Source organism: Enterococcus sp. AZ103, from assembly GCF_051714685.1.
Classification (GTDB): domain Bacteria; phylum Bacillota; class Bacilli; order Lactobacillales; family Enterococcaceae; genus Enterococcus_A; species Enterococcus_A alishanensis.
Map to the genome: position 1 here is coordinate 843015 of NZ_JBIOSI010000002.1, position 21811 is coordinate 864825.

23 protein-coding genes, 1 tRNA gene and 2 pseudogenes are annotated in these 21811 nt (G+C 36.4%); 16 read left to right on the forward strand and 10 right to left on the reverse strand.

Annotated features, from left to right (window positions below):
• Positions 1-149: 149 nt before the first annotated feature.
• The 4 genes from ID741_RS18730 to ID741_RS18745 form a co-directional block, all read right to left on the reverse strand.
• Positions 150-246: transfer RNA gene (locus tag ID741_RS18730), tRNA-Sec, on the reverse strand.
• A gap of 87 nt (positions 247-333) precedes the next feature.
• A complete protein-coding gene (locus tag ID741_RS18735; protein WP_438721176.1) occupies positions 334-567 on the reverse strand; it encodes a hypothetical protein in 234 nt (77 codons plus the stop codon).
• 440 nt (positions 568-1007) lie between these two features.
• Positions 1008-1907, reverse strand: coding sequence for a CAP domain-containing protein (locus ID741_RS18740; RefSeq protein WP_438721177.1), 900 nt, complete (start codon positions 1905-1907; stop codon positions 1008-1010).
• A 145-nt stretch (positions 1908-2052) separates the two neighbouring features.
• Positions 2053-2943, reverse strand: a complete 891-nt coding sequence (locus ID741_RS18745) for a CAP domain-containing protein (RefSeq protein ID WP_438721178.1) — start codon at positions 2941-2943, stop codon at positions 2053-2055.
• A 145-nt stretch (positions 2944-3088) separates the two neighbouring features.
• On the opposite strand from ID741_RS18745, the gene ID741_RS18750 reads away from it, so the two are divergent.
• The 6 genes from ID741_RS18750 (at position 3089) to ID741_RS18775 (ending at position 9456) form a co-directional block, all read left to right on the forward strand.
• The gene (locus ID741_RS18750; protein WP_438721179.1) at positions 3089-4240 is read left to right on the forward strand and encodes an SH3 domain-containing protein; all 1152 of its coding nucleotides are present in this window, start codon (positions 3089-3091) and stop codon (positions 4238-4240) included.
• 211 nt (positions 4241-4451) lie between these two features.
• A complete protein-coding gene (locus ID741_RS18755; RefSeq protein ID WP_438721180.1) occupies positions 4452-5603 on the forward strand; it encodes a nucleotide disphospho-sugar-binding domain-containing protein in 1152 nt (383 codons plus the stop codon).
• Positions 5604-5954: 351 nt separating this feature from the next.
• Entirely contained in the window at positions 5955-6833 is an 879-nt protein-coding gene (gene aroE / locus ID741_RS18760) for a shikimate dehydrogenase (protein ID WP_438721181.1), read from the forward strand.
• Between the two features lie 15 nt (positions 6834-6848).
• Positions 6849-7898 (forward strand): 3-deoxy-7-phosphoheptulonate synthase, encoded by a 1050-nt coding sequence (aroF, locus tag ID741_RS18765; protein ID WP_438721182.1) that lies wholly within the window; start codon positions 6849-6851, stop codon positions 7896-7898.
• Positions 7885-8940: a 3-dehydroquinate synthase gene (gene aroB, locus ID741_RS18770; protein WP_438721183.1), complete on the forward strand. Its 1056-nt coding sequence runs from the start codon at positions 7885-7887 to the stop codon at positions 8938-8940. Before aroF ends, aroB begins: the two co-directional genes overlap by 14 nt.
• An 18-nt stretch (positions 8941-8958) precedes the next feature.
• A complete protein-coding gene (locus tag ID741_RS18775; protein ID WP_218326053.1) occupies positions 8959-9456 on the forward strand; it encodes a shikimate kinase in 498 nt (165 codons plus the stop codon).
• Between the two features lie 55 nt (positions 9457-9511).
• On the opposite strand, the gene ID741_RS18780 is transcribed toward ID741_RS18775, so the two are convergent.
• Positions 9512-9745: a hypothetical protein gene (locus ID741_RS18780; protein ID WP_438721184.1), complete on the reverse strand. Its 234-nt coding sequence runs from the start codon at positions 9743-9745 to the stop codon at positions 9512-9514.
• Between the two features lie 159 nt (positions 9746-9904).
• On the reverse strand, positions 9905-10846 hold the full coding sequence (locus ID741_RS18785; RefSeq protein ID WP_438721185.1) for a 1-phosphofructokinase family hexose kinase: 942 nt from the start codon (positions 10844-10846) through the stop codon (positions 9905-9907).
• Between the two features lie 167 nt (positions 10847-11013).
• On the opposite strand from ID741_RS18785, the gene ID741_RS18790 reads away from it, so the two are divergent.
• The 10 genes and pseudogenes from ID741_RS18790 (at position 11014) to deoC (ending at position 18838) form a co-directional block, all read left to right on the forward strand.
• Positions 11014-11778: a DeoR/GlpR family DNA-binding transcription regulator gene (locus tag ID741_RS18790; RefSeq protein WP_218326050.1), complete on the forward strand. Its 765-nt coding sequence runs from the start codon at positions 11014-11016 to the stop codon at positions 11776-11778.
• Positions 11779-12222 carry a PTS sugar transporter subunit IIA gene (locus tag ID741_RS18795; protein WP_218326049.1) on the forward strand — a complete coding sequence of 148 codons (444 nt, stop codon included), beginning with the start codon at positions 11779-11781 and terminating at the stop codon, positions 12220-12222.
• A 17-nt stretch (positions 12223-12239) separates the two neighbouring features.
• Positions 12240-12524 (forward strand): PTS galactitol transporter subunit IIB, encoded by a 285-nt coding sequence (gatB, locus tag ID741_RS18800; RefSeq protein WP_218326048.1) that lies wholly within the window; start codon positions 12240-12242, stop codon positions 12522-12524.
• Between the two features lie 21 nt (positions 12525-12545).
• Positions 12546-13886: a PTS galactitol transporter subunit IIC gene (locus ID741_RS18805; protein ID WP_438721186.1), complete on the forward strand. Its 1341-nt coding sequence runs from the start codon at positions 12546-12548 to the stop codon at positions 13884-13886.
• 59 nt (positions 13887-13945) lie between these two features.
• Positions 13946-14908: pseudogene (locus tag ID741_RS18810) on the forward strand (galactitol-1-phosphate 5-dehydrogenase); the annotation flags it as partial.
• A gap of 27 nt (positions 14909-14935) precedes the next feature.
• Positions 14936-15898 (forward strand): tagatose-bisphosphate aldolase, encoded by a 963-nt coding sequence (gene lacD / locus ID741_RS18815; protein WP_218326185.1) that lies wholly within the window; start codon positions 14936-14938, stop codon positions 15896-15898.
• A gap of 221 nt (positions 15899-16119) precedes the next feature.
• Positions 16120-16980, forward strand: a complete 861-nt coding sequence (locus ID741_RS18820) for a M23 family metallopeptidase (RefSeq protein ID WP_438721187.1) — start codon at positions 16120-16122, stop codon at positions 16978-16980.
• Between the two features lie 101 nt (positions 16981-17081).
• The gene (locus ID741_RS18825; protein ID WP_438721188.1) at positions 17082-17468 is read left to right on the forward strand and encodes a hypothetical protein; all 387 of its coding nucleotides are present in this window, start codon (positions 17082-17084) and stop codon (positions 17466-17468) included.
• Between the two features lie 18 nt (positions 17469-17486).
• Positions 17487-18098 (forward strand): annotated as a pseudogene (locus ID741_RS18830) (C45 family autoproteolytic acyltransferase/hydolase); the annotation flags it as partial.
• Positions 18099-18172: 74 nt separating this feature from the next.
• Positions 18173-18838: a deoxyribose-phosphate aldolase gene (deoC, locus tag ID741_RS18835; protein ID WP_218326044.1), complete on the forward strand. Its 666-nt coding sequence runs from the start codon at positions 18173-18175 to the stop codon at positions 18836-18838.
• A gap of 271 nt (positions 18839-19109) precedes the next feature.
• Here the strand turns inward: deoC and ID741_RS18840 are convergent, their stop codons facing one another.
• The 4 genes from ID741_RS18840 to ID741_RS18855 all read right to left on the reverse strand — a co-directional run bounded on the left by ID741_RS18840 (position 19110) and on the right by ID741_RS18855 (position 21805).
• A complete protein-coding gene (locus tag ID741_RS18840) occupies positions 19110-19898 on the reverse strand; it encodes a lysostaphin resistance A-like protein (protein WP_438721189.1) in 789 nt (262 codons plus the stop codon).
• Positions 19899-19984: 86 nt separating this feature from the next.
• The gene (locus ID741_RS18845) at positions 19985-20182 is read right to left on the reverse strand and encodes a hypothetical protein (RefSeq protein WP_218326042.1); all 198 of its coding nucleotides are present in this window, start codon (positions 20180-20182) and stop codon (positions 19985-19987) included.
• A gap of 121 nt (positions 20183-20303) precedes the next feature.
• Positions 20304-21032 carry an ABC transporter ATP-binding protein gene (locus tag ID741_RS18850; RefSeq protein ID WP_218326041.1) on the reverse strand — a complete coding sequence of 243 codons (729 nt, stop codon included), beginning with the start codon at positions 21030-21032 and terminating at the stop codon, positions 20304-20306.
• 11 nt (positions 21033-21043) lie between these two features.
• Positions 21044-21805 carry an ABC transporter permease subunit gene (locus tag ID741_RS18855; RefSeq protein ID WP_438721190.1) on the reverse strand — a complete coding sequence of 254 codons (762 nt, stop codon included), beginning with the start codon at positions 21803-21805 and terminating at the stop codon, positions 21044-21046.
• Positions 21806-21811: the final 6 nt, after the last annotated feature.

The following is a 21811-nucleotide window of genomic DNA, read 5'->3' on the forward strand; positions in this document are numbered from 1 at the left end:
TTTCGAATGAAGCCACGAGCTGTACTCCGCCATTAATAGTGAGTAACTTTTTACAAACCGTAGTCAAAAGCGGTATCAAAAACAAAAAATCCGCCAAGCATCAGTAGAAAAGGCTCTACATCAATGTTTAGCGGACATCATATTCTATTTGGCGGGAATGTGTAGGAATCGAACCTACCCAAGAAGCTCCTAACTCCTCATACTGGTTTTGAAGACCAGAGGGCACACCAGAACCCATCCACTCCCATAACGAAATAATTTTACCATGTTTTTTTAAGCAAGGCAATTGGTTTTTGGGAGAGAATGTTTTTTATGGTAGTGGTGCAGGAGTAACTACATTTTTTCGGCAGCAATGTCTATCTTGTTTAACAATTCATACCGTTCGGCGATCATTTTTTCTAATTCAGTGAGGTCTTCTCGGGTGGCTTTGGTTCGAATAAAAGACTTTGCCGTACGTCGAGAGGCCAAGTAGGTGCGGCGGACCCTTTTTTCAGGATCTTTGTTGGCTTTTTCTTGGTATTTTTTACTGGCGCGACGTTGAGCTTCTGAAGTTTTGTATTCTCGCATCTCAATCTTCCTTTCTTTTTTCCTCTTTCAAAAACAAAATACGCAGAAGATAAAAGAATTCAGCAAAAAAATAAAAAAAACTACAAATTAATTAACAACTATTTATTATTAATAACAGTTTCGACAAATGTTAATAGAAACTTTTAGCATATAAATTTGTTCCATAAACAGTTAAACTGTTTACTTGGAAATCATTGCTAATCTGATTATAATTGCCCAGTATGTTGGCATTATATCCGGCACTATTTTGTCATAAAGTAAAAGCTTATTCAGTAATCTCAAATAAATAATGGTATAAATTCCAACTTTATTCTTATATTGTTTCTAGTTTCGAAATTATTATTCGTATTGAGAGCAAAAACATATTTTTTGGAAAGGGGTCGAGATAATTAATTAATAAGTAACAAAAAAGCCTCCAAAATTAATTGGAGGTAGATCATTTATTTTGTTGCAAAAAAGATAAATGTATAAGGTTGATTATCATTCATTTTAAATGAAATCCCTACTTCATTGAAGACGGGATAAACGATTACTTCTCGAGTCACTGGATCTGCTATTAATTCATCAAATGTTGCCTGTGCGACTTGTTGAGTGTTCGTAAGAGTCGTTTTATCAATGCCGATTATATTGTAACCGTATGCGGTATAACCAGTATAACCAACTTCGGCAAGTGCTGATTCACTGTCACGACCATCGGGACGTTCTTCCCCATAAACATCTAACAATTCTACTGTCCGAATTCTAGCCGCTTCTTTTAAAAGAGTGGAAGAAGTGAGTGTGCCTAAATTTTGTTGTGCTCGATAATCATTTAATAAAGTTAAAAATTGTGCTTCGATGCTTTGAGAAGTAGCTGTATCTTGTTCAACACCGTACCAGCCGACTCCCTCATAACGCCAACCAGCTGCGACTAAACTATCTCTTTCGCCAGTCGAATGTGTATAGTGGTGTGAACCAGTTTTAGCATTTGGATTGTACAGGCGTAATAATGGTTCGCCTTTATTTCTATCAGAGAACCAACCCGTGCCTTCGTCTTCCCAACCTAAACCAATCAACCAATCACGTTCTCCAACATCTAGGGTGTAATGGTGGTCGCCTTCATTGCGATTGTATAAACGATATACTCTGTCTCCTGAACTTGGTGCGCGCCAGCCGAGACCTTCATTATCCCAACCAGCTCTAACTAAACCATCCCTTTCATTTGGCACACCTGTGTAAAAGTGTTCTCCAGAATTTGGATTGTAAACCCGCAACATGTCTGTATCCGCGGAAGCTTCTGAACTAGCAGTAAATAAACCAAATGCACCCAAAACAACCAAAGCTAAACCAAATTTTCTCTTCATTTCTGTTCCTCATTTTTTCAATTTACAATTATATTATGAAGAAAAAAGAAATATAAGTAAATAAAAATATTGGAAAGGCTTTCTTTTTTTGTTTAAGTTAGTAATTCATTAAAAAAAAACTATATTTATTGGAGTTTTATTTTATTTATCCGGCAAATAAATTGGCTCCATAGACTTCATTGCCAACAATTCTAAACGAGCTGCCAATCATCGTATAGTCAGGATCTAACATATTACGATTATGCCCAGGACTATTTTTCCATAAGTCAAAAGCTCGTTGTGCGATTTCTTGTGAAGAACCACCGGCTGTGAATAGAACTAAATTCTCACCAGCAACACTATAATTGTCAAAATTGACATCTGTTAAAACTGAAGAAAAACTCTGACCATCTGGTCGTGTATGACTGAAGGAGTTAGTGATTTCTTTTGAACGAATATCAGCTGCTTGATTTAATAAACTGTCGTTAGTTAGAGTATTTGCCCCTTGAGATGTTCGATAATCATTGATTAATGTTAGGAAGCGACTATTAATATCTTGCGATTGGCTACTATTATTAGAGTCAATGCCATACCAACCAATTCCCTCAGCAACCCAACCTTGATTAACCAAACTGTCTCTTTCATAGCCTGAGCGAGTGTAATGATGGGCACCAGATTGTGCATTAGGATTATACAATCGATAAAGTGGTTCACCTTGATTTTTGTCGGAGAACCAGCCGATTCCTTCATATTCCCAACCCACACTAATTAAATAATCTCGTTCGCCAGCATCTAAAGTATAGTGGTGGTCTCCGGCATTGGCATTATAAAGTCGGTAAACGTTATCTCCAGAACTTGGTGCATTCCAACCGATTCCTTCATTCATCCAACCTGTACGAATTAAGTGATCCCGTTCATTAGTCACAGCAGTGTAGAAATGTTCCCCTGAATTTGGATTGTATACTCTCAGCATATCAGCGGCTGAAGCTTCAGTAGTAGCTGCAAATAATCCTACGCTACTTAAGAAAACCAGCAGTAAACTAAACTTCTTTTTCATGTTCATCCTCCTCATCATTTCTTAATTTTATTATGAAGAAAACCGTTTTCAATGTAAAGGAATTTAACTGAATAGGATTTAATCAGCCGAGAACAGAATAATTTGTTATACTATGGAATAGAAAATAAAAGGATGGTATATAAAATTGAAACATAAACAGTTGGCATTTTTAGCAGTAGCGCTATTATTTCTAGTCGGCGGCTGTCAATCCAATCAAAATAATTCTAGTGAAACTAGTCATTCTAGTAAAAAGACAACAGAGACAAGCCAGAAAAAAACTGAAACCAGTACTTCTCAAGAAAAGATAAAAGGAGAAGTCTATCAAGGAGAGTTTGAATTACCCTTAGATGGTGCTTCAGGCTATGCGTCAATCTCGTTAAATGTCAAAAGTGATGTGACTGCTGAAAGTACCACCTTAGAAACTTTAGCGCCGGGGACTGGATTTACCGTTTTAGCTGAAAACAATGGCTGGTTGCAAATTAAAACCGATACGCAAACTGGGTGGGTTCAAAGTCAATATGCCTTAGTGAATTTACCAGATTTGATTCCATCAATTGTCTATAACGATACAAATGTCAGCGGTTCGATCTTCCGAACATCTAATGTAGATATTCCTGATATTACCGGTGTTTCTTTATACAATAGTAAAGATTATAATGACCGCTTAGAACAAGAACAATACATTATGCCCGTGTTATATCCGATGACGAAAAAAATCATGGCGGCTCAGCAGCAAGCTTTAAGCGAAAATAATACAATTATTTTATATGAAGCTTTTCGTCCATTGAGTGTACAAGTCAATGCGGCCAATAAGGTTCAAGCATTAGCAGCGCAAAATCCGACTGTAAAAGCGGGAATTACTACAGCGCCATGGAGTATTGATTGGTTTATTGTCACTTCTATATCCAATCACCAGGTCGGTTACGCGATGGATGTCAGTATTGGTCAAGTAACTGAAACGGCTGAAAAAACGGTTGGAAAATATCAGATTAAACAAGTCACGGGTTATTCTGAATATGCAATGCAAACACCAATGCATGAATTAAGTAATCAATCGGCCCTCTTTACAGGACCAGTTGATGTGTTATCAAAAACTGCTTGGCAAAGTGCCAGCTATTCACCGAGTGTGAACCAATATACCGTCACTCTTCAAAAATATATGACTGACAATGGTTTAACACCACTTGCCTCTGAATGGTGGCATTTCAATGATTTAGATACTTTATACAGTATGACTGGTTATACTGGAACCGGCGATTATATATTAACCGAAACTAAAAGTTTGGCACCTAAATAAAGTTTTAAACCATGGGATAAATGTTATTCCATGGTTTTTTTATTAAATGAATGTAGGATTGTTCAAAAAAAGTTATGATTGTTATTAATAATAGTTGATGTTTATTTTAAACCTTGGAGAGGGATGATTTTACCTGTCAGAGATTATTAAGGATTTACAGGAGAAAGTTTTATTTGTACCTGAGACAATTAATTTAGCTGAAACTACTCGAATGGTTGAGGTAGCCAAAGAGCTACGACAATTAAATGCGACTTGTTTTTTTGTGGCGTACAGTAAAAAATTTGCTTATTTAATTGAAGAGGCGGGATTTGAAGTTAGTTATTTAAAACCGCTAACAAGTGAAAAATTGGCAGGAAATATGATGAAATTTGACCAAGGGAAATCGCTAAAAATACCTTTTTCACAAGAATTGGTTGAAAAGAGAGTCGCAGCAGAGATTGATTTTATCAAAAATAATCAGATTGATAAAGTCGTTATCGGGACATCGATGACGCTGTTCTTATCAGCAAGAATATGTCAGGTTCCTTTGATTTATGTAAAGCCGTTTGCTTATTCTGAACCGCAAATTACTAGTGGGCAGATATTTAATGAGTCTTTTATCGGTATATTAATTAGTCGAGCTATATTGAAATTTCGTTATGTCCCGAAAGCTTTTCGACAAATTGAAAAACAATATCAGCAAAAGGTTTTTCATCGTACGCTTGATTTATTAGAAGCAGATTTAAACTTGGTTACTAGTTATCCCGAACTAACAGGTGTCACAAAACTACCAGCTAATTATCAATTTGTTGGTTTTGTTTATGGGAAATTGTCAGCTGAAATACCAGAAAAAATTCTAGAGTTGCGACGAAATAGTCAAACTTTGATTTATTTTGCGATGGGAAGTTCTGCCAATCGACCATTGATTTTAAAGCTGTTAAAAATTTTAACCCAATTGCCGTATACATTTATTTGTCCGGTGGCGTATTATTTGCCAGAGTATAAAAATAAAAAGTTTGCTGAAAATGTTTATATTTTTGACTGGTTGCCGACTGAAAAAGTCAATTCCTTGATTGATTTGTCTTCCATTCATGGTGGTGAAGGAACGATTCAGACAGCCTGTTTGTCAGGCAAACCGTTTATTGGTCTTGGATTGCAAATGGAACAACGCTACAATCTGAAAATTTCGCAAAAATACGGCAATGGTTATCAATTAAGTAAACATGATATAACACAAGAAAAGCTAGAGAAAATTCTGGAACTAGTTTTAACAGACAGTACCTATCAGAAAAAAGCGGAGATACTAAAACAAAAATTACTGAAAAAATCCTTTAATGGCGCAAAAAAAGCAGCTGAAATAATCCTTGAATATCCAAATAAATAAATTTAATTGAATTTATTTTAAAAAAATGCTTGACAATTATAGAACACCCGTCTAGAATTAAGCCAATCTTAAAAAAACAGTTTGGAGCGATCGATATGATAAAAAATATGACCCCACAACTGAATAATTATTACTTTAGCTATTTTAGGTAGGTTTGTATTCATACATGATGGATGCAAACGGCAAACAAGTTTGCGTCTATGATGGCTGAAGGATTTTGAGATGACGTTCGCCACGTAGATGAAAAATCTATAGTGGCTTTTTCAATACCATTTTTTCTGGTGGAAGACTCATTGTAGGTTTTTATCTACAATGAGTCTTTTTTGCTTTTATTATTTGAAGGAGGTACGTATGGAAAAACAAATTTCGGGAAAAACAAGATTGGCAGGTTTATATGCACTGCCAGCAAGGCACAGCTTTTCGCCAACGATGCATACGACAGCATTTCGAGAATTAGGAATTGACGCTGTCTACTTAAGTTTTGATATTCAGCCTGAGACGTTGGGCCGTAGTATCCAAGCGATTCGCGATTTAGAACTTTTAGGAATTAATCTTTCGATGCCCCATAAGATGGCAGCGATTGAACATGTCGATGAATTGAGTCAAGCTGCTCGTTTGATTGGAGCAATTAATACGATTGTCAATCAAGATGGCAAATTAGTTGGTCACACGACAGACGGGACTGGTTGTTTAGCTAGTTTGGCAGAGCATGATTTAAGTGTAAAGAATAAAAAAATTACAGTTTTAGGAGCTGGTGGTGCAGCAACTGCAATTATTACGCAAGCAGCAATTGAGGGAGCTAGTGCAATTGACGTATTAAATATTAAAGATGAATTTTATCAAACAATCGCTCCTAAGCTGAAAGAAATTGAACAAGAAACTGGCTGTAAAATAAAACTCGGCGATTTAGCGGACCCGAAAGTAGTCGCTGATGCTTTAGCAGAGAGTGATTTATTAATTAATGGTACCAATGTTGGCATGGATCCGCAGCCTGATCAGATGCCAATTGGAGATGTTGATTTATTAAGAGCTGATTTACCTGTTTTCGATGTCATTTATCATCCAGCGGAAACAAAATTATTAAAAGCAGCTGCGGAAAAGGGCGCGGTAGCAATTAATGGTTTGGGAATGTTGCTACATCAAGGAGCTGCAGCATTTGAATTATGGACGGGTGAAAAAATGCCATTAGATGTGATTCGACCATTGTTAGAAGCGGAAATTCAAAAATAAAGGGGTTTAGGATATATGATTTTAATTATGAAGCAAGAAGTAACTGAAAGTCAGTTACAGCCAATTATTACCACAATTAAAGAAAAAGGTTTAGACGTACAAATCAATCACGGAAGAGATCGAATTGTCTTAGGTTTATTGGGTGACCCGGAGATTTTGCAAAATGTTTCTTTCCAGCGGTATGATTCTGTAGAGCGGGTCGTACCGATTACCAACAGTTACAAGCTGACTTCCCGAGAATTTCATCCACAAGATACTGTCGTAGATGTTGATGGGGTGAAAATCGGCGCTGGAGATTTTGTCACGATGGCAGGACCTTGTTCAGTCGAAGGGGAAGAACAGATTATGGAAGCAGCTCGCATGGCAAAAGCTGGCGGCGCTAAAATTTTACGTGGTGGGGCCTACAAGCCGAGAACTTCACCTTACGCTTTCCAAGGTCTGGGAGAAGATGGCTTGAAAATGATGCGAAAAGCCGCTGATGCCCATGATTTGAAAGTAATCACGGAAGTAATGGATGAGGGTCACATTGATGTAGTAGCAAAATACGCAGACATTATTCAGATTGGTGCCCGAAACATGCAAAATTTCCGTTTGTTAGAGGCTGTCGGTAAAACAGGAAAACCGATTGGCTTAAAGCGCGGTATTTCGGGAACAATTGAGGAATGGTTGAATGCGGCTGAATACATTGCGGTGCAAAATAATTTCAATATCTTATTTATTGAACGTGGTATTCGGACATATGAAAAAGCAACCCGCAATACTTTAGACTTAAGTGCGGTGCCAATCATTAAAAAATTAAGCCATTTCCCAGTGATCGTTGATCCTAGTCATGGAACAGGTGTCTGGGATTTGGTAGCACCAATGGCTCGTGCCGGTGTTGCTAGTGGTGCTGATGGTATGATCGTAGAGATTCACCCTGACCCAGTCAATGCCTGGTCAGATGGAGATCAGTCATTAAATGAAAAAAATTACATGCAAATGATGAAAGAAGTCGATATTTTAGCAGAAGCAATGAAAAAAGTGAATGGACTTTCAGAGGAGGCAAGTAGCCTTGCTAAAAATTGAACTAGGCAGCAAGAGTTATGATATTTTACTGGAAGAAGATGCTTTAAAAAAACTCGGTGCTTGGGTAGCTGAAAAATGGTCTGCCAGAAAGATTGCCTTGATTAGTGACAGTAACGTATTTCCGATTTACGGTGCAGCGGTGTTAGCTGATTTGAAAAAACATGGCTTTGAAGTGGTTCACTACATTATTCCCGCTGGAGAAAAAAGTAAGTCACTGGAAACTGCCAATCAGCTTTACGACTTTTTAACTGAAAATGATTTTAGTCGTAGTGATGCACTGATTGGATTAGGTGGCGGCGTAATTGGGGATTTAACCGGTTTTGTTGCATCAACCTATATGCGAGGATTGCACTTTATTCAAGTTCCGACTTCTTTACTGGCGCAAGTAGATTCTAGTATTGGTGGAAAAACTGGTGTGAATAGTCAAAAGGCTAAGAATATTATTGGCACTTTTGCACAGCCGGATGGTGTCTTGATTGATCCAACAACACTAAAAACACTACCGCAAAATCGATTAGCTGAAGGAATGGCTGAAGTAATCAAATGCGCTTTAATTCAAGATAAAAACTTATGGCAACAATTGCGATCATTAAGTGGACTTAACGAGGTATTACCAAATAGCGTTAGTATCATTGAGAAGGCCCTATTAGTGAAGAAAAAGTTAGTAGAAGCAGATGAATTTGATGAAAGCGAGCGACTACTACTAAATTTTGGTCATACGATTGGACATGGGTTGGAAGCGAGCCAGCATTATGAAAATATTACTCACGGAGAAGCAGTTGCGATTGGCATGGTTCAAATGACTAAAGCAGCAGAAGAAAAGGGATTGAGTCAAGCTGGTTTAGCTGAAGAAATAAGCCAGATGGTAAAAAAATATCAGTTACCAGCTAGCTTTACACCTTGGCAGTCAAAAAAGATTTACCAAGCAATCCTGCATGATAAAAAAGTTCGCGGAAAAAATATCCAGATTGTAATTGTGCCGGAAATTGGCAAAGGAGAGATTCACAAGATTTTATTAAGTGATTTCCAATCATATTTATAAGAGAAAAGGGGAAGTTCAATGGAAGCAATCATTTTAATTGGTTTTATGGGAGCAGGGAAAACAACAATTAGCCAAGAGGTAGCAAAAATATTGGACTGCCAACGGGTTGATATGGACGATGTTTTAGTTGAAAGAATTGGTTCAATTAGTGAATTTTTTAAGAATCATGGTGAAGCGGCATTTCGTAAGCATGAAACGAATTTATTAAAAGAAGCCATTAACCAATCATCGGTGATTGCTACCGGTGGTGGAGTCATTTTGCAGGAAGAAAATCAAGATGTTTTGGCAGATAAAAAGGTCATTTATTTAAAAACCAACCCAGATGTTTTAATCGATCGCATTCGAAACGACGAAGAAAATATCCGCCCTAATGCGACAAATAAAGCTGATAGCGAAATCAAGGAATTATTTTATAGTAGAAAAAACTTATATGAAAAGCTTGCTAAAATAACAGTTGAAACTTCCCATCGATGCCCGCAAGAAATTGCAAATGAGATTATTCAACAATTAGCTTAAGTAAAAAAGAAGCTTACTCTATCAATCGAGTAAGCTTCTTTTTTAGGTGATTTTCTTATAATCGTGCGGCGAAATATTCACCTTCAGAGTTAAAAAATTTGATATTATCACTGGCTTTCTCATCAGAAAAAATATGTTCTAAAACCTCATTATAATCTGAGCTTTTCGTGATGATATTCATTTCAGCGGCTTGTTGGCTGTCAACATCAATAAAATGGATAATTTCATCATGGATCATGCTTTGCTGAGGATCATCAAAAACCTTCCAAGTAACAGTCTGATAAATCATCTGATACACCTCTTTTCTGAATAAATCAATTCAACTTGTAATTCCAGTGTACATAATAATCAAAATAATTAAAAACGATACGCATTAATAATGATTATAAGTTAGATTTCAATAAATTTAAGTTAATAAAAACCTTCTCAAATGATGAGAAGGTTATTTTTATAATTCTTTTATTGTAATTGTTTGAGCAACTTCGAGTAATTGTTCTGAAAAAACTTCAGGATACCAATTCAAAACATTGGTGGTTGAAAAAGTAACTGCATCTTGTAAGGTTTTAGAAAAAGTTTGATGCTGGGATAAACCAGCCATTAAGCGTCCTAAAAAGAAATCACCAGAGGCAATTGGATTATTTGCTATCACTTTTTTTGCACTTGCAAAGTAGAATGTTCCTTTTGCTCGAGCAATCACACCATCTTTTCCTAGCGTGATAATAAAATAGGGAATTTTAGGATCAACTTTGTTTTGCAGTAATTTCAGATAATCGTTCGTAGTTTCTAATTTTTCATTTGGGAAAATATCTAAAATTTCCTCATCGTTGATTTTAACTAAGTAAGGCGAACTTTCTTGATAAGTGTTCAATAAAGCTGGACCACTAGTATCAACACATAGGTTGACTTGTTTGCCTTGAAGTTGTAAAAGATTTTTTACTCTAAAAGTATAATCAGCTGGCATCCCTTGCATCAGCGAGCCTGAAAAAACTAAATAATCTCCATCATTGACAGTTTCTACTAATTGGCAAGTAAAATCATTCAAGGTTTCTTCATCTAATTCAAATCCTCTTTCATATAAGGGGAAAATATCCTGTTGGCTCTGATCAATTAGGATATTGCAAATTCTCGTATTGGTTGCTATTTTGGTAATTTTCAATTGATAGCCTAAATCTTTTGCTAAGTCGGCAACTTGTTGACCATAATTTCCTCCCAACATTGTGTGAATTATCATTTCCTCAGGTTGCTTGTATTGAAGAGCATAAGCGACATTAAAGCCTTTTCCACCAGGAAATTCACGAATTTCTTTAGGTCGATTAGGTAGACTTTTTTGAATTTTTTCAAATAGTAGTGTGCGATCAACTGCAGGGTTTGGACAAACAATATGAATCATCTTACTCACTCCTAATATATTTATAAGATTATTTTTGCATTTTTTTGGCATAAAAGCAATGATAATTTGCAAATAGCAAAAAAATAATTGGCTTTTGCCAAATTTAACTTGCAATTTGCAAAATACATGCTATTATTATGGTAACGATTACAAGAGGAGGGAAAACGATGAATGATCGTAAGCAAAAAATACTAGATCTTTTGAGAGAGAAAAAGTCAATTCGTATTTTAGATGTTAGTAAACAGTTAAAGGTATCCCGAGAGACAATCCGTAAAGATATGACCGAGCTTGAAGAAGAAGGCTTGCTAAAGAAAACATACGGTGGTGCTATTTTAGATGAAGCAAACATTGAAACGGATTATGATCGTCGACGTTCAGAAAACGAAGAAGAAAAAGAGATAATCGCCCAACGAGCGTTGAAATATATTGAACCAGGAGATACCATTTTTTTAGATTATGGCACGAGCACTTATTCCTTAGCTGAGAAATTAGTCAATTTTAAAAATTTAACAGTCGTGACTAATAGTATTCCAATCGTGAATTTACTGATTCATTCACCAGAGATTGATTTGATTATTTTAGGTGGAAACGTTCGTAAAAATGAGGATTCATTATTTGGAAGCTTTGGTTTAAACAATGCTAAAGAAATTTTTGTAGATATTGGTTTCTTCGGTTGCGCTGGTATTGATTTAAAATCAGGCGTTACCAACTATCATATGGGGGAAATTGAAATTTCAAAAATGATGGTTGCTCATAGCCGTTCGGTGATTCTCTTGGCAGATGCAACGAAATTTGGCAAGTCAGCCTTATATAAAACAGCAGAATTAGCTGATTTAGATATTGTAATTACCACTAAGTTTAAAGATAAGAAAGTGGAGCAAGATTTTAAAAAAGAAGACTTAGAAATTGTTGAAACAAAGGAGGCAGGATAGATGTTTGAAAAAGAATTTTTGTTTCAAACGAATTTTAAAGATCGCAAAGAATTATTCAAAGAGGTGAGTAATTACTTAGTCGATCAAGGATATGTTGGTCCAGAATTCGAAGCCGCTTTAAATGAGCGAGAAGAAAACTTTGCGACTGGTTTGCCGACAACACCGGCGGTAGCAATTCCTCATACGGATGGCACTTATGTAAAAAAAGATACGATTGTTTGTATCGTTAACCAAAATGAACTTGAATTTAACGAAATGGGCGGCGATGAGGATGATTTCGTTCACCCGAAAGTAGTATTCATGTTAGTGCTAGGTGAAGGTGAGACACATTTACAACAATTACAAAACTTAATTGAAAAAATTCAAGATGGTGTATTGGTATCAGAAATCTTAAACGCGGAAAATCTCGACGCATTCAAAGCAAGCGTTGAAGAGTATTTATAAAAAAGGAGAAATTTATTATGAAAAAAAGAGTTATTGTCGCATGTGGCGGCGCAATCGCAACTTCAACAGTCGCAGCAAATAAAATTAAAGATTTACTAGCAGAAAACAACATTGACGCCGACGTAAAACAAACACGCATTACCGAATTAGATTCGGAAAAAGACAATGCCGATTTAATTGTCACAACTGCTAAAGTGCGAAAAGATTATGGTGTGCCAGTGGTTCATGGCGTAGCTTTCATTTCCGGGATTGGTCAAGAAAAAACAGCGCAACAAATTTTAGATATTTTACAAGATAGCTAGACAGAAAGAGGGGTGTTTTTTGTGGGAGTAATAAAGTACATTGTTGATTTAGGTCCTACAGTAATGCTGCCGATGATTATTTTCATCATCGGTCTGCTATTACGAGAAGGAATCGGTAAGTCATTACGTTCTGGATTAACTGTCGGGATTGGTTTCGTCGGTATCAACTTGGTGATTAGTTTAATGACGACAAATCTAGGTGATGCAGCTAAAGCGATGGCGGAAAACTATAATCTAGGTTTGAATGTGATTGATTTAGGCTGGCCAGGCACAACACCGATGGCTTGGGCATCAGATGTTGGCTTAATTGCTATTCCAGTCGCAATTATAGTGAATATTATTATGCTGGTAACAAAAATGACGAAAGTGGTTAACGTAGATATTTGGAACATTTGGCATTTTGCTTTTACTGGTGCAATTATGCAAGTAGCAACCGGCAGTTTTGTTTGGGCGATTGTGGGTATTGTGATTCACGCGGCGATTGCTTTTAAATTGGGAGATATCTTTACACCAGTGACAGATGAGTATTTTGGTTTAGAAGGCATCGCAATGCCTCATGGATCTTCGGCTTATATGGGTGTTTTGGCAGTTCCAATCGATGATTTAATCGAAAAAATACCTGGTTTAAACAAAATAACTTTAACACCAGAGAAAATTGAAGAAAAACTTGGCGTTTTTGGTCAACCAACTATTATCGGAGCTGTTTTAGGTTTTATTATCGGAATATTGGCACAATATCCGATTGGTGATTCCTTAACTTTAGCCGTTCAAATGGCTGGGGTGATGGTCTTGATGCCGATGGTCGTGAAATTGATTATGGAAGGTTTAATTCCTATATCAGAAGCAGCTCGTAAATTATTAGAAAAACATTTTTCTGGTGCTGACTTTAGAATTGGTTTGGATTGTGCGTTGATGCTAGGTGATTCAGCTGTAGTAGCAAGCTCAATGTTATTTGTGCCATTATCATTATTAATCGCAGTTTTATTACCCGGTAATCAAATTTTACCTTTTGGTGATTTAGCGACAATCGGTTTCTTCGTAGCCATTGCGGTGGGTGTTCATAAAGGAAATGTTTTCCGGACGTTATTCTCAGGGACTGCAATTATGACTATGACGATTTGGATAGCTAATCAAATGGCAACTTTGCAACAACAATTAGGTCAATCAGTTGGTTTAACAAATCCAGGAGAAAAAATTTCTTCATTAGATCAGGCTGGTTCACCTTTGACTTATTTATTAACAAAAGGCGTTACTGTAGAAATGGGTATTGGATTTTTCGTAATTTTAGTGATCTATGTGGTATGTTTTGCCTATAGCTACATCAAATATAAAAGAGGCACATTATACGTAGAAGAATTTTAAGAGGTGATTATTTGAAAGCACTAACTGTGGTAGATGTTGCCAAATTTGAATTAACTGAGATGGCGACACCAAAACCAAAAGCACAGGAAGTTTTAATTAAAGTAGCCTATGTCGGAATTTGTGGTTCAGATTTGCCACGTTATTTTGATGGTGGTGTTCATCAGTTTCCTCAAGTTTTAGGTCATGAATTTTCTGGTGTGATAGAAGAACTTGGTTCAGAAGTTAAAAATTTAAAAAAAGGTGATCGTGTGGCAGTCGCCCCCTTAGTTCCATGTGGGAAATGTGAAGATTGTCAATCAGGACATCCGCAATTGTGTAAATTTTATAGTTTTATCGGCTCTAGACAAGCCGGAGCGATGGCAGAATATGTAGCAGTTCCAGCAAAAAATTGTTTGGTTTTACCAGATAATTTGAGCTTGAAAATTGCTGCAACAATCGAACCATTAACTGTTGCGATTCACGGAATTGAACTGGTTAAAAATAATGCTGGTGCCAGAGTGATGGTTTTGGGTGCAGGAACGATTGGTTTGATGACTGTCTTAGCCTTGCGGGCACGAGGAGTAGGAGAAATCATTGTGATTGATATCAATGATCACAAATTGGAGAAAGCCAAAGAGATTGGCGCAGATACGTTGATTAATTCACTCACCACGGACTTGGCAGAATATTTTAAAGACCATCCGTTAGCAGAAGTTGTTTTTGAAACAGCCGGCAATCATTTAACGCAAGTCCAAGCGATTAAATATGCTGGAAATGAAGGAAAAGTTGTTTATGTAGGTACTTGTACCAAGCCAGTTACTTTTGAGCCAGAGGATTTCGAAATCATTTTACGAAGAGAATTAATGATTAAAGGTTCATGGATGTCCTACTCAGCACCGTTTCCTGGATTTGAATGGCACGCAGCTTTACGCTATTTAGCAACAAATGAAGTCAATACGGAAGCTTTGATCACAGGACTTTATCAGCTGGAAGACCTAGCAATTCCTTTTGAGAAAATGACTGAAAAAAATGGTGAAGATGTAAAAGTAATGTATGAAATTGGAGGAGAGATGTCATTGAGTAAAGAAGAACGTCTGAAGAAGACTTTGAATCAAGATGGGATCATCGCTGCCTTAGCAATCGACCAACGAGGCGCAATGAAGAAAATGATTGGAAAAATAAGAGAAGCCACCACTGAAGACATTGTAGAATTTAAAAAACTAGTGTCCAGCCAGTTAACACCCTACACATCTTCAATTTTACTAGATCCGGAATATGGGATTCCTGCCGCCAAGCAAAAAGACCCAGAAAGTGGCTTGTTATTAGCATACGAAAAAACTGGTTACGATGCAACTGTTCCTGGCCGATTACCAGATATTTTAGACGATTGGTCCGTTCGCCGTTTAAAAGATGCAGGTGCTGACGCTTGCAAGTTCTTACTTTATTATGATGTAGATGAGCAACCAGAAATTAATGATCATAAAATGGCATTTATTGAACGTTTAGGTTCAGAATGTCGTGCTGAAGAGTTACCTTTCTTTTTGGAGTTGGTTTCTTATGATGCAAAAGGGTTAGATCCAGCTAGTTTGGAATATGCAAAAGCAAAACCACGTAAAGTTAATGAAATGATGAAAGAATTTTCGGCAGAAAAATATGGTGTTGATGTTCTAAAAGTCGAAGTACCAGTTAATATGAATTATGTCGAAGGCTTTGCGACAGGTGAAGTGGCGTATTCAAAAGCTGAAGCTAGTCAATTATTTAAAGAGCAAGCTGAAGCGACTCATTTACCATTTATCTTTTTAAGTGCTGGTGTTTCAGCGCAATTATTTAGAGATACTTTGGTATTTGCCAAAGAAGCAGGTTCAACCTTTAATGGTGTTCTTTGTGGACGAGCAACCTGGGCAGATGGTGTGCCAATCTTCATAAAAGATGGTGCGGATGCTGCAATTGAATGGCTGCAAACTGTGGGTAAACAAAATGTTGAAGAATTAAATGAAGTATTGAAAAAAACTGCGACTCCAGTAAAAATTTAGTAGATGAAAACAGCGATCAATGATTGCTGTTTTTTTTTTGAGTTTAAAATCGAAATAATTCTTTTCGGGAAATTAGTTGGTATAATGAAAGATAGATAAGTTTTAGTGAAAGGACTTTATAATATGAAAAAAAATATTTTTAAAGTGGCGATTGCTGTTGCGGTTTTTGCATTGAGCACTTGGTTTATTACTGACGAAGCAGAGTAATCAGGAGGACATTGATGAGAAAGATCGTTCAGATGAGTTGGAAATTGAAGTGGCTCGGTCTTCTAGGCTTACCGAGCCTTTTTTCTGAAGGGTATCTATGGAAACTTTTATGGTTATTTTGGCTTTTTGGATTAATCGAATTAATATTTGCGCTTCCGATTGTGGTGCAAAGTTTACGACAAATAGTAGGAATTTTTATTTGTGAATATAAGAATAAACCAATGCCTGACAAAGATAATTTTATTCCTAAAGTGAAATATTCACTACCTTTCAAAAATTCGTGGGTAGTATTAAATGGTGGTGTAACGAAAGAATTCTCTCATTCGTGGGCTGTTAATTCACAAAGATACGCCTATGATTTTGTAATGATGGATCAAAAAGGCAACAGCCATTCTGGTAATTTTAAAAACAAACACAACTATTTTTGTTATGACCAAGAAATTTTAGCGCCTGCCGATGGTATGGTAGTGGCTGTAAAAAATGATTGCCGTGATAGTAGAATTTTAGGAGAAGGACAAACTGATCCAATAATAAAAGATATTCGCGGCAATTATATTGTCATCCAACATGCGGAAAATGAATATTCGTGTGTGGCTCATTTAAAACCACAGAGTATCTTGGTGACAGTCGGCGAAAAGGTAGAACGCAAACAGCTAATTGCTTTGTGTGGAAATACGGGTAATTCTTCAGAACCACATCTGCATTTTCAACTGCAAAATGGTAAAAGCTTTTTTAATGCAGCTGGATTACCGATTTATTTTGCAGCGGTCGAGCGTTGGCAACAGCCGAATTATCATTTTTTTGATAGGCGTTCAACAAGTGAATCCTCCAAATTTTTAATTCGAGGAATGGGTGTAAGAAATAAGGTCCAATAAAAATTGAAAACGATTCTCATATTATTCAATTGCATTAAAATTTTTATTGGCTTACTCTTTAGTTAGGAAGTCGACTCCGAATAAATTTGAGGAGCAAAAATATGTATCATGGACGATTTAAAGGGAATCATTATCAAATTGGTAAAAAATGGGGCAGTTTAGTCAAAGTCAATGGGAAAAACTTATTGGATCATATCCCTTATCAGATTACAACGGAGATGAAAAAATTTACTGCTGAAAGTTTACCGTTTTATCAGAAATACTGTCCAGAAATTATTGCGGAAATTCAAGGAATTGCGGATGGTCAAGAAATTAAAGCAAGCCAACTCTATCAAGTCCTTTTTCCGATGTATGCTATGGTCAACCCGAATCATTGTTCTAGTTTTGTGGTGAAAAATGAACAGCATTTTATTTTAGGACGCAATAGTGATTTCTTAACTTCAATTGAAAAACTTTATATGAATTGCATTTATCAATTTACGGAGTAATCCTATTATTCATTTACCGGAAATACGACGGCATTTGTTGAAATGGAGGATGGCATGAATCAAAAAGGATTAGCGGTTGCCTTGACGGCTGTTTTTCCTAAAAAAATTCAACCTGGAATCAATCTTGGTATGCTAGTAAGATTGATCTTAGAAAGATGTCAGACGATTGACGAAGGCATTAAACTGATTGATGATATTCCCCGTTGTTCAAATGGCACACTAGTTTTAGCTGATCAACAAGGACAAGCTGCGTTAGTCGAATTTACCTGTGAAGAAGTAGCAATCAAAAAAAAAGATACAGTGGGCTTTTTTGCGGCAACTAATGCATTTCATTTGTCTGAAATGAAAAATAATCGGGTACAACTTGACGATGACTGGTTCGCGGAGGAACGTTATCAAACCTTGTCTCAATATTTAACAAAGTACTATCAAAAACTGACGATAGAAAAGGCTCAAAAATTATTAGCAGGCGATTTTGGTTTTATTTGTCAGTATGATCGTAAATCAGGAAAAGATACAGTATGGTCATGTATTTATGATATGAATCACTTAAATATTTGGAGATCTGAAGGCAATCCTCAAAGAAAAGCCTTTAAACGAGATGAACGAATCTCCCGCTTGTTTTTTTAAATGAACTGAGCCAACTCGATTTTGAGTTGGTTTCTTGTGTTACCATAAAAAGTAAAAGAAATGGAGGAATCTTAATGATCACAGCCAAAGACTTAGCAAATATGATTGACCACACCTTATTGAGAGCCGATGCACAAGAGGAAGAATTTAAAAAATTATGTCATGAAGCAAAAGAATACCAATTTAAAATGGTGGCGATTAATTCTGCTCCAGTTGCATTATGCCACGAATTTTTAAAAGACAGTTCAGTCCACGTAGGTGCTGCGATTGGTTTTCCCTTAGGTCAGACGACGATTGAAACTAAAATTTTTGAAGTGGAAGATGCCATAAAAAACGGCGCTGATGAAATTGACTATGTCATAAATATTGGAAAATTAAAAGATGGCGATTTGGCTCATATTCGTAAAGAAATGAATGCCATTGTTTCAGTAGCTAGAGATGGCAATATTTTAAGCAAAGTTATTCTGGAAACGTGCTATCTAACTGATGAAGAAAAGATCCAAGTCTGTCAGATTGCAAAAGAAATTCAACCAGATTTTGTTAAAACATCAACTGGATTTGGCACGGCAGGTGCGACTTATCAAGATGTGAAATTAATGAAGGAAGTCGTTGGTGAGAAGGTAAAAGTGAAAGCAGCCGGAGGCATTCGCGATTTAGCAACTGCGTTAAATATGATTGAAGCAGGCGCAGAACGGATTGGTACCAGCTCTGGAATAAAAATTATTGCAGAATTACGGTAAAATGAACGATAGCCCTCTTGCAACATGCAAGAGGGCTATCTAACTAATCAATATTCATAATTTAAAGTTGAGGGTGTTACTATTACTAAAAAATAACTATTTCTCATTTAAACGATATATTCCCAAACCTCTAATACATCCTTGCAACCCTAAAGTTGCGCCAGTTTGATTAAACTTCATCAAAATAAGTTAAGTTTGTCGCATAAAAATATTTTTCGTGTAAATTCATATTACCAGTTTTTCAAAATAACGCAAGGTATCTTAAGATTTCTTATGATACGACAACTAAAAAGCTAAGTAAGAAACTAAATAAATCGTATAAATAATGAACTGCAAAACTAACCCATAAGTTTTTAGTTTTGACGTAGGGTAGGGTTAAGACCATTCGGGTGAAAGTTAAGCCCATTAACGCGTATCCCAAATTGTAGCCGTAAGTAGACAAGTGGTAAGTAGCAAATAAAATCGAAGAAACAATTAACGCCAACCAAAAACTAAATTTCGAAGACCATTTTTTTAAACGACCTAATTGTAACAAGGCTAGAAAAGGGGCGATTGCAATAAATTCCTCTCCTAAAAGCTGAAATAAATTTTCCACTCGTCCTTCTAAAAAGACTAGCCAAGCCCCAGGATGACTTGCCTGAATGCGATTAGCCGGATTCACTTCATGTCCGAATAAACGATTGGCGATTAGACCAGTGACTATTCCCACCACCATACTCAAAATAAAGTACTTCAAAATTTGCCAAAAATCATTTTTCTTTAGAGGCTTAAATAATTCCTTCCATCGAGGGCCCACTGTTGAAGAAAATCCCCAAATATTAATCGACAAAAAAATTACACCAGTTAAAATCCCAGCAAAAACATTTGCTAAAGGAGGCTGATACAACATGTTTTGCCCACCATGACTAAAACCAGGAATCCAATTCAAAATACTCGTTAAAATACCATGAATGATACCACTGGCAAGGAGAAATACAGAAATAATATTCACTATTATGATTTTTATCCAGCCATTTCGAGAGATTTCAGGCGTTTGACCTTGAATAAAGGGATAATCCATTTTCTCACTCCGTTCTTTTTTTAAATTATAAACACTTTCCCAAAAAAAAGCACAAAAAAAGCCTGTCTTCAAGACAGACCAGTTTGTTATTGATAACTGTTAGAAACTATCTCATCAGGATCAGCTTTTTGACGATTAGGACAGCAAACAAACAATGCAGATTTTACGATATGCAGATAACCTTTTTTATCTTGTGCAATAATCAAATCTTTTTCAGGTAAATCATAAAGAATTATTCCTTCGATAATTTCACTGCATTCATTTACAAATTTTCCGTAGATCATGCCATCACCTTCTAAATTGGATTGTCCTTAAGACACTTATAGCATAACGAAAAGGTGTTAAGAGAATATTTTTTTGCTGTGAAATTTGTGTAAATAAAAAACGAGATAAAAAAATCCCGTTTTAAGATGATACTTTATTCCCGTAAAATAGTTGCATCAAGTGTTTTACATGTTCTTGCAACTTTTCATCGGTTTTATCTCGCGGATAAGCCAAATCAACAGCCATATTCTCAGTAATGACACCATCACCTAAAATAATGGCGCGGTCTGCCATGTAAATCGCTTCTTCAATATCATGAGTGACAAATAAGGCAGTGATTTGATGTAAGTGGCAAATTTGAGAAATCAAATCTTGCATATCTTGACGCGTAAAAGCATCCAAGGCACCAAGGGGTTCATCAAGTAACAATAATGTTGGCTTATGTAACAAAGCCCGCGCCAATGCGACCCGTTGTTTTTGTCCACCAGAAAGTTGATTTGGGTAGCGTTCGCCATAATCTGCTAAACCAACTTGAGCTAACAGCTCATCAGCGTCTGCTTTGCGATTCTTACCAAGTCCTAACAATAAATTATCTCTGACATTTTTCCATGGAAGCAAGCGGCCATCTTGAAACATCATGCGAATTTTTGGGCTGATGCCATGTAGTTCTGATCCGTTTAACAACATCGTTCCTTCGGTGGCTTCTTCTAAGCCAGCAACAATGCGCAAAATGGTACTTTTTCCAGAGCCGCTTTTTCCAATTACTGAAATAAATTCTCCTTTATTAATAGTAAAATTGATATCAGCTAACACGTCAGTTTCACCAAACTTTTTTGAGACGTGGGAGATTTTCAATACTTCTTCGCTCATTTTTTCACCTCTTATAGATCACGCCAAGCAAGCGTAATGTCCTCAAAATATTTGGCAATCAAGTCAGATATTTTTCCTAAAATTGCATAAAGTAAAATACTTAAAACAATCACGTCCATCTGCATAAATTCGCGGGCATTCATCGCCATATAACCAATCCCAGAATCAGATGCAATTGTTTCGGCCACAATCAACGTTGTCCACATCACGCCTAAAGCGTATCGAATCCCAACTAAAATAGAAGGTAAGGCGGAAGGAAAAATAATATTGGTATACAATTGCCATTTTGAAAGTTGGTAAATTTTTCCCATTTCAATCAAGTCACTATCGACACCGATAATACCATGCAAAGTATTTACATAAACAGGGAACATTACACCAATTGCTACCAAAAAGATTTTTGAGACTTCATCAATCCCAAACCAAGCGATAACTAATGGAATCAAAGCCAAATGAGGGATATTTCGAATCATTTGAATCGTTGAATCTAAAAGTAAGCGGCAAGTTTTTGATAACCCAGTCAATAACCCTAGAATAAAACCAATTCCGCCACCAATCACAAAACCAACGGTCGCTCGATACAAACTGATGGTTAAATTAGTCATTAATTCGCCAGACTCAAATAATTCGACTCCGGCTGAGACTACTGCTAAAGGAGCGGGGAGAACATTCGATGAAATCCAATTCAAGCTGGATGCGATTTGCCATAGAATAATAATAATTAATGGAATCAGCCAGGGTAATAATTGCGAAGCTACGCTATTTCTTTTCATCTCAAT

Bases quoted from the DNA above. Each gene is read 5' to 3' on its own strand.
- ID741_RS18845 (WP_218326042.1), bottom strand. From the start codon at position 20,182: ATGATCTACGGAAAATTTGTAAATGAATGCAGTGAAATTATCGAAGGA.
- ID741_RS18780 (WP_438721184.1), bottom strand. From the start codon at position 9,745: ATGATTTATCAGACTGTTACTTGGAAGGTTTTTGATGATCCTCAGCAA.
- ID741_RS18855 (WP_438721190.1), bottom strand. From the start codon at position 21,805: ATGAAAAGAAATAGCGTAGCTTCGCAATTATTACCCTGGCTGATTCCA.
- ID741_RS18820 (WP_438721187.1), top strand. From the start codon at position 16,120: ATGAGAAAGATCGTTCAGATGAGTTGGAAATTGAAGTGGCTCGGTCTT.
- ID741_RS18850 (WP_218326041.1), bottom strand. From the start codon at position 21,032: ATGAGCGAAGAAGTATTGAAAATCTCCCACGTCTCAAAAAAGTTTGGT.
- ID741_RS18755 (WP_438721180.1), top strand. From the start codon at position 4,452: ATGGTTGAGGTAGCCAAAGAGCTACGACAATTAAATGCGACTTGTTTT.
- ID741_RS18825 (WP_438721188.1), top strand. From the start codon at position 17,082: ATGTATCATGGACGATTTAAAGGGAATCATTATCAAATTGGTAAAAAA.
- gatB (WP_218326048.1), top strand. From the start codon at position 12,240: ATGAAAAAAAGAGTTATTGTCGCATGTGGCGGCGCAATCGCAACTTCA.
- ID741_RS18735 (WP_438721176.1), bottom strand. From the start codon at position 567: ATGCGAGAATACAAAACTTCAGAAGCTCAACGTCGCGCCAGTAAAAAA.
- aroF (WP_438721182.1), top strand. From the start codon at position 6,849: ATGATTTTAATTATGAAGCAAGAAGTAACTGAAAGTCAGTTACAGCCA.
- ID741_RS18840 (WP_438721189.1), bottom strand. From the start codon at position 19,898: ATGGATTATCCCTTTATTCAAGGTCAAACGCCTGAAATCTCTCGAAAT.
- ID741_RS18795 (WP_218326049.1), top strand. From the start codon at position 11,779: ATGTTTGAAAAAGAATTTTTGTTTCAAACGAATTTTAAAGATCGCAAA.
- ID741_RS18740 (WP_438721177.1), bottom strand. From the start codon at position 1,907: ATGAAGAGAAAATTTGGTTTAGCTTTGGTTGTTTTGGGTGCATTTGGT.
- ID741_RS18785 (WP_438721185.1), bottom strand. From the start codon at position 10,846: ATGATTCATATTGTTTGTCCAAACCCTGCAGTTGATCGCACACTACTA.
- ID741_RS18775 (WP_218326053.1), top strand. From the start codon at position 8,959: ATGGAAGCAATCATTTTAATTGGTTTTATGGGAGCAGGGAAAACAACA.
- ID741_RS18745 (WP_438721178.1), bottom strand. From the start codon at position 2,943: ATGAAAAAGAAGTTTAGTTTACTGCTGGTTTTCTTAAGTAGCGTAGGA.
- deoC (WP_218326044.1), top strand. From the start codon at position 18,173: ATGATCACAGCCAAAGACTTAGCAAATATGATTGACCACACCTTATTG.
- aroE (WP_438721181.1), top strand. From the start codon at position 5,955: ATGGAAAAACAAATTTCGGGAAAAACAAGATTGGCAGGTTTATATGCA.
- ID741_RS18790 (WP_218326050.1), top strand. From the start codon at position 11,014: ATGAATGATCGTAAGCAAAAAATACTAGATCTTTTGAGAGAGAAAAAG.
- lacD (WP_218326185.1), top strand. From the start codon at position 14,936: ATGTCATTGAGTAAAGAAGAACGTCTGAAGAAGACTTTGAATCAAGAT.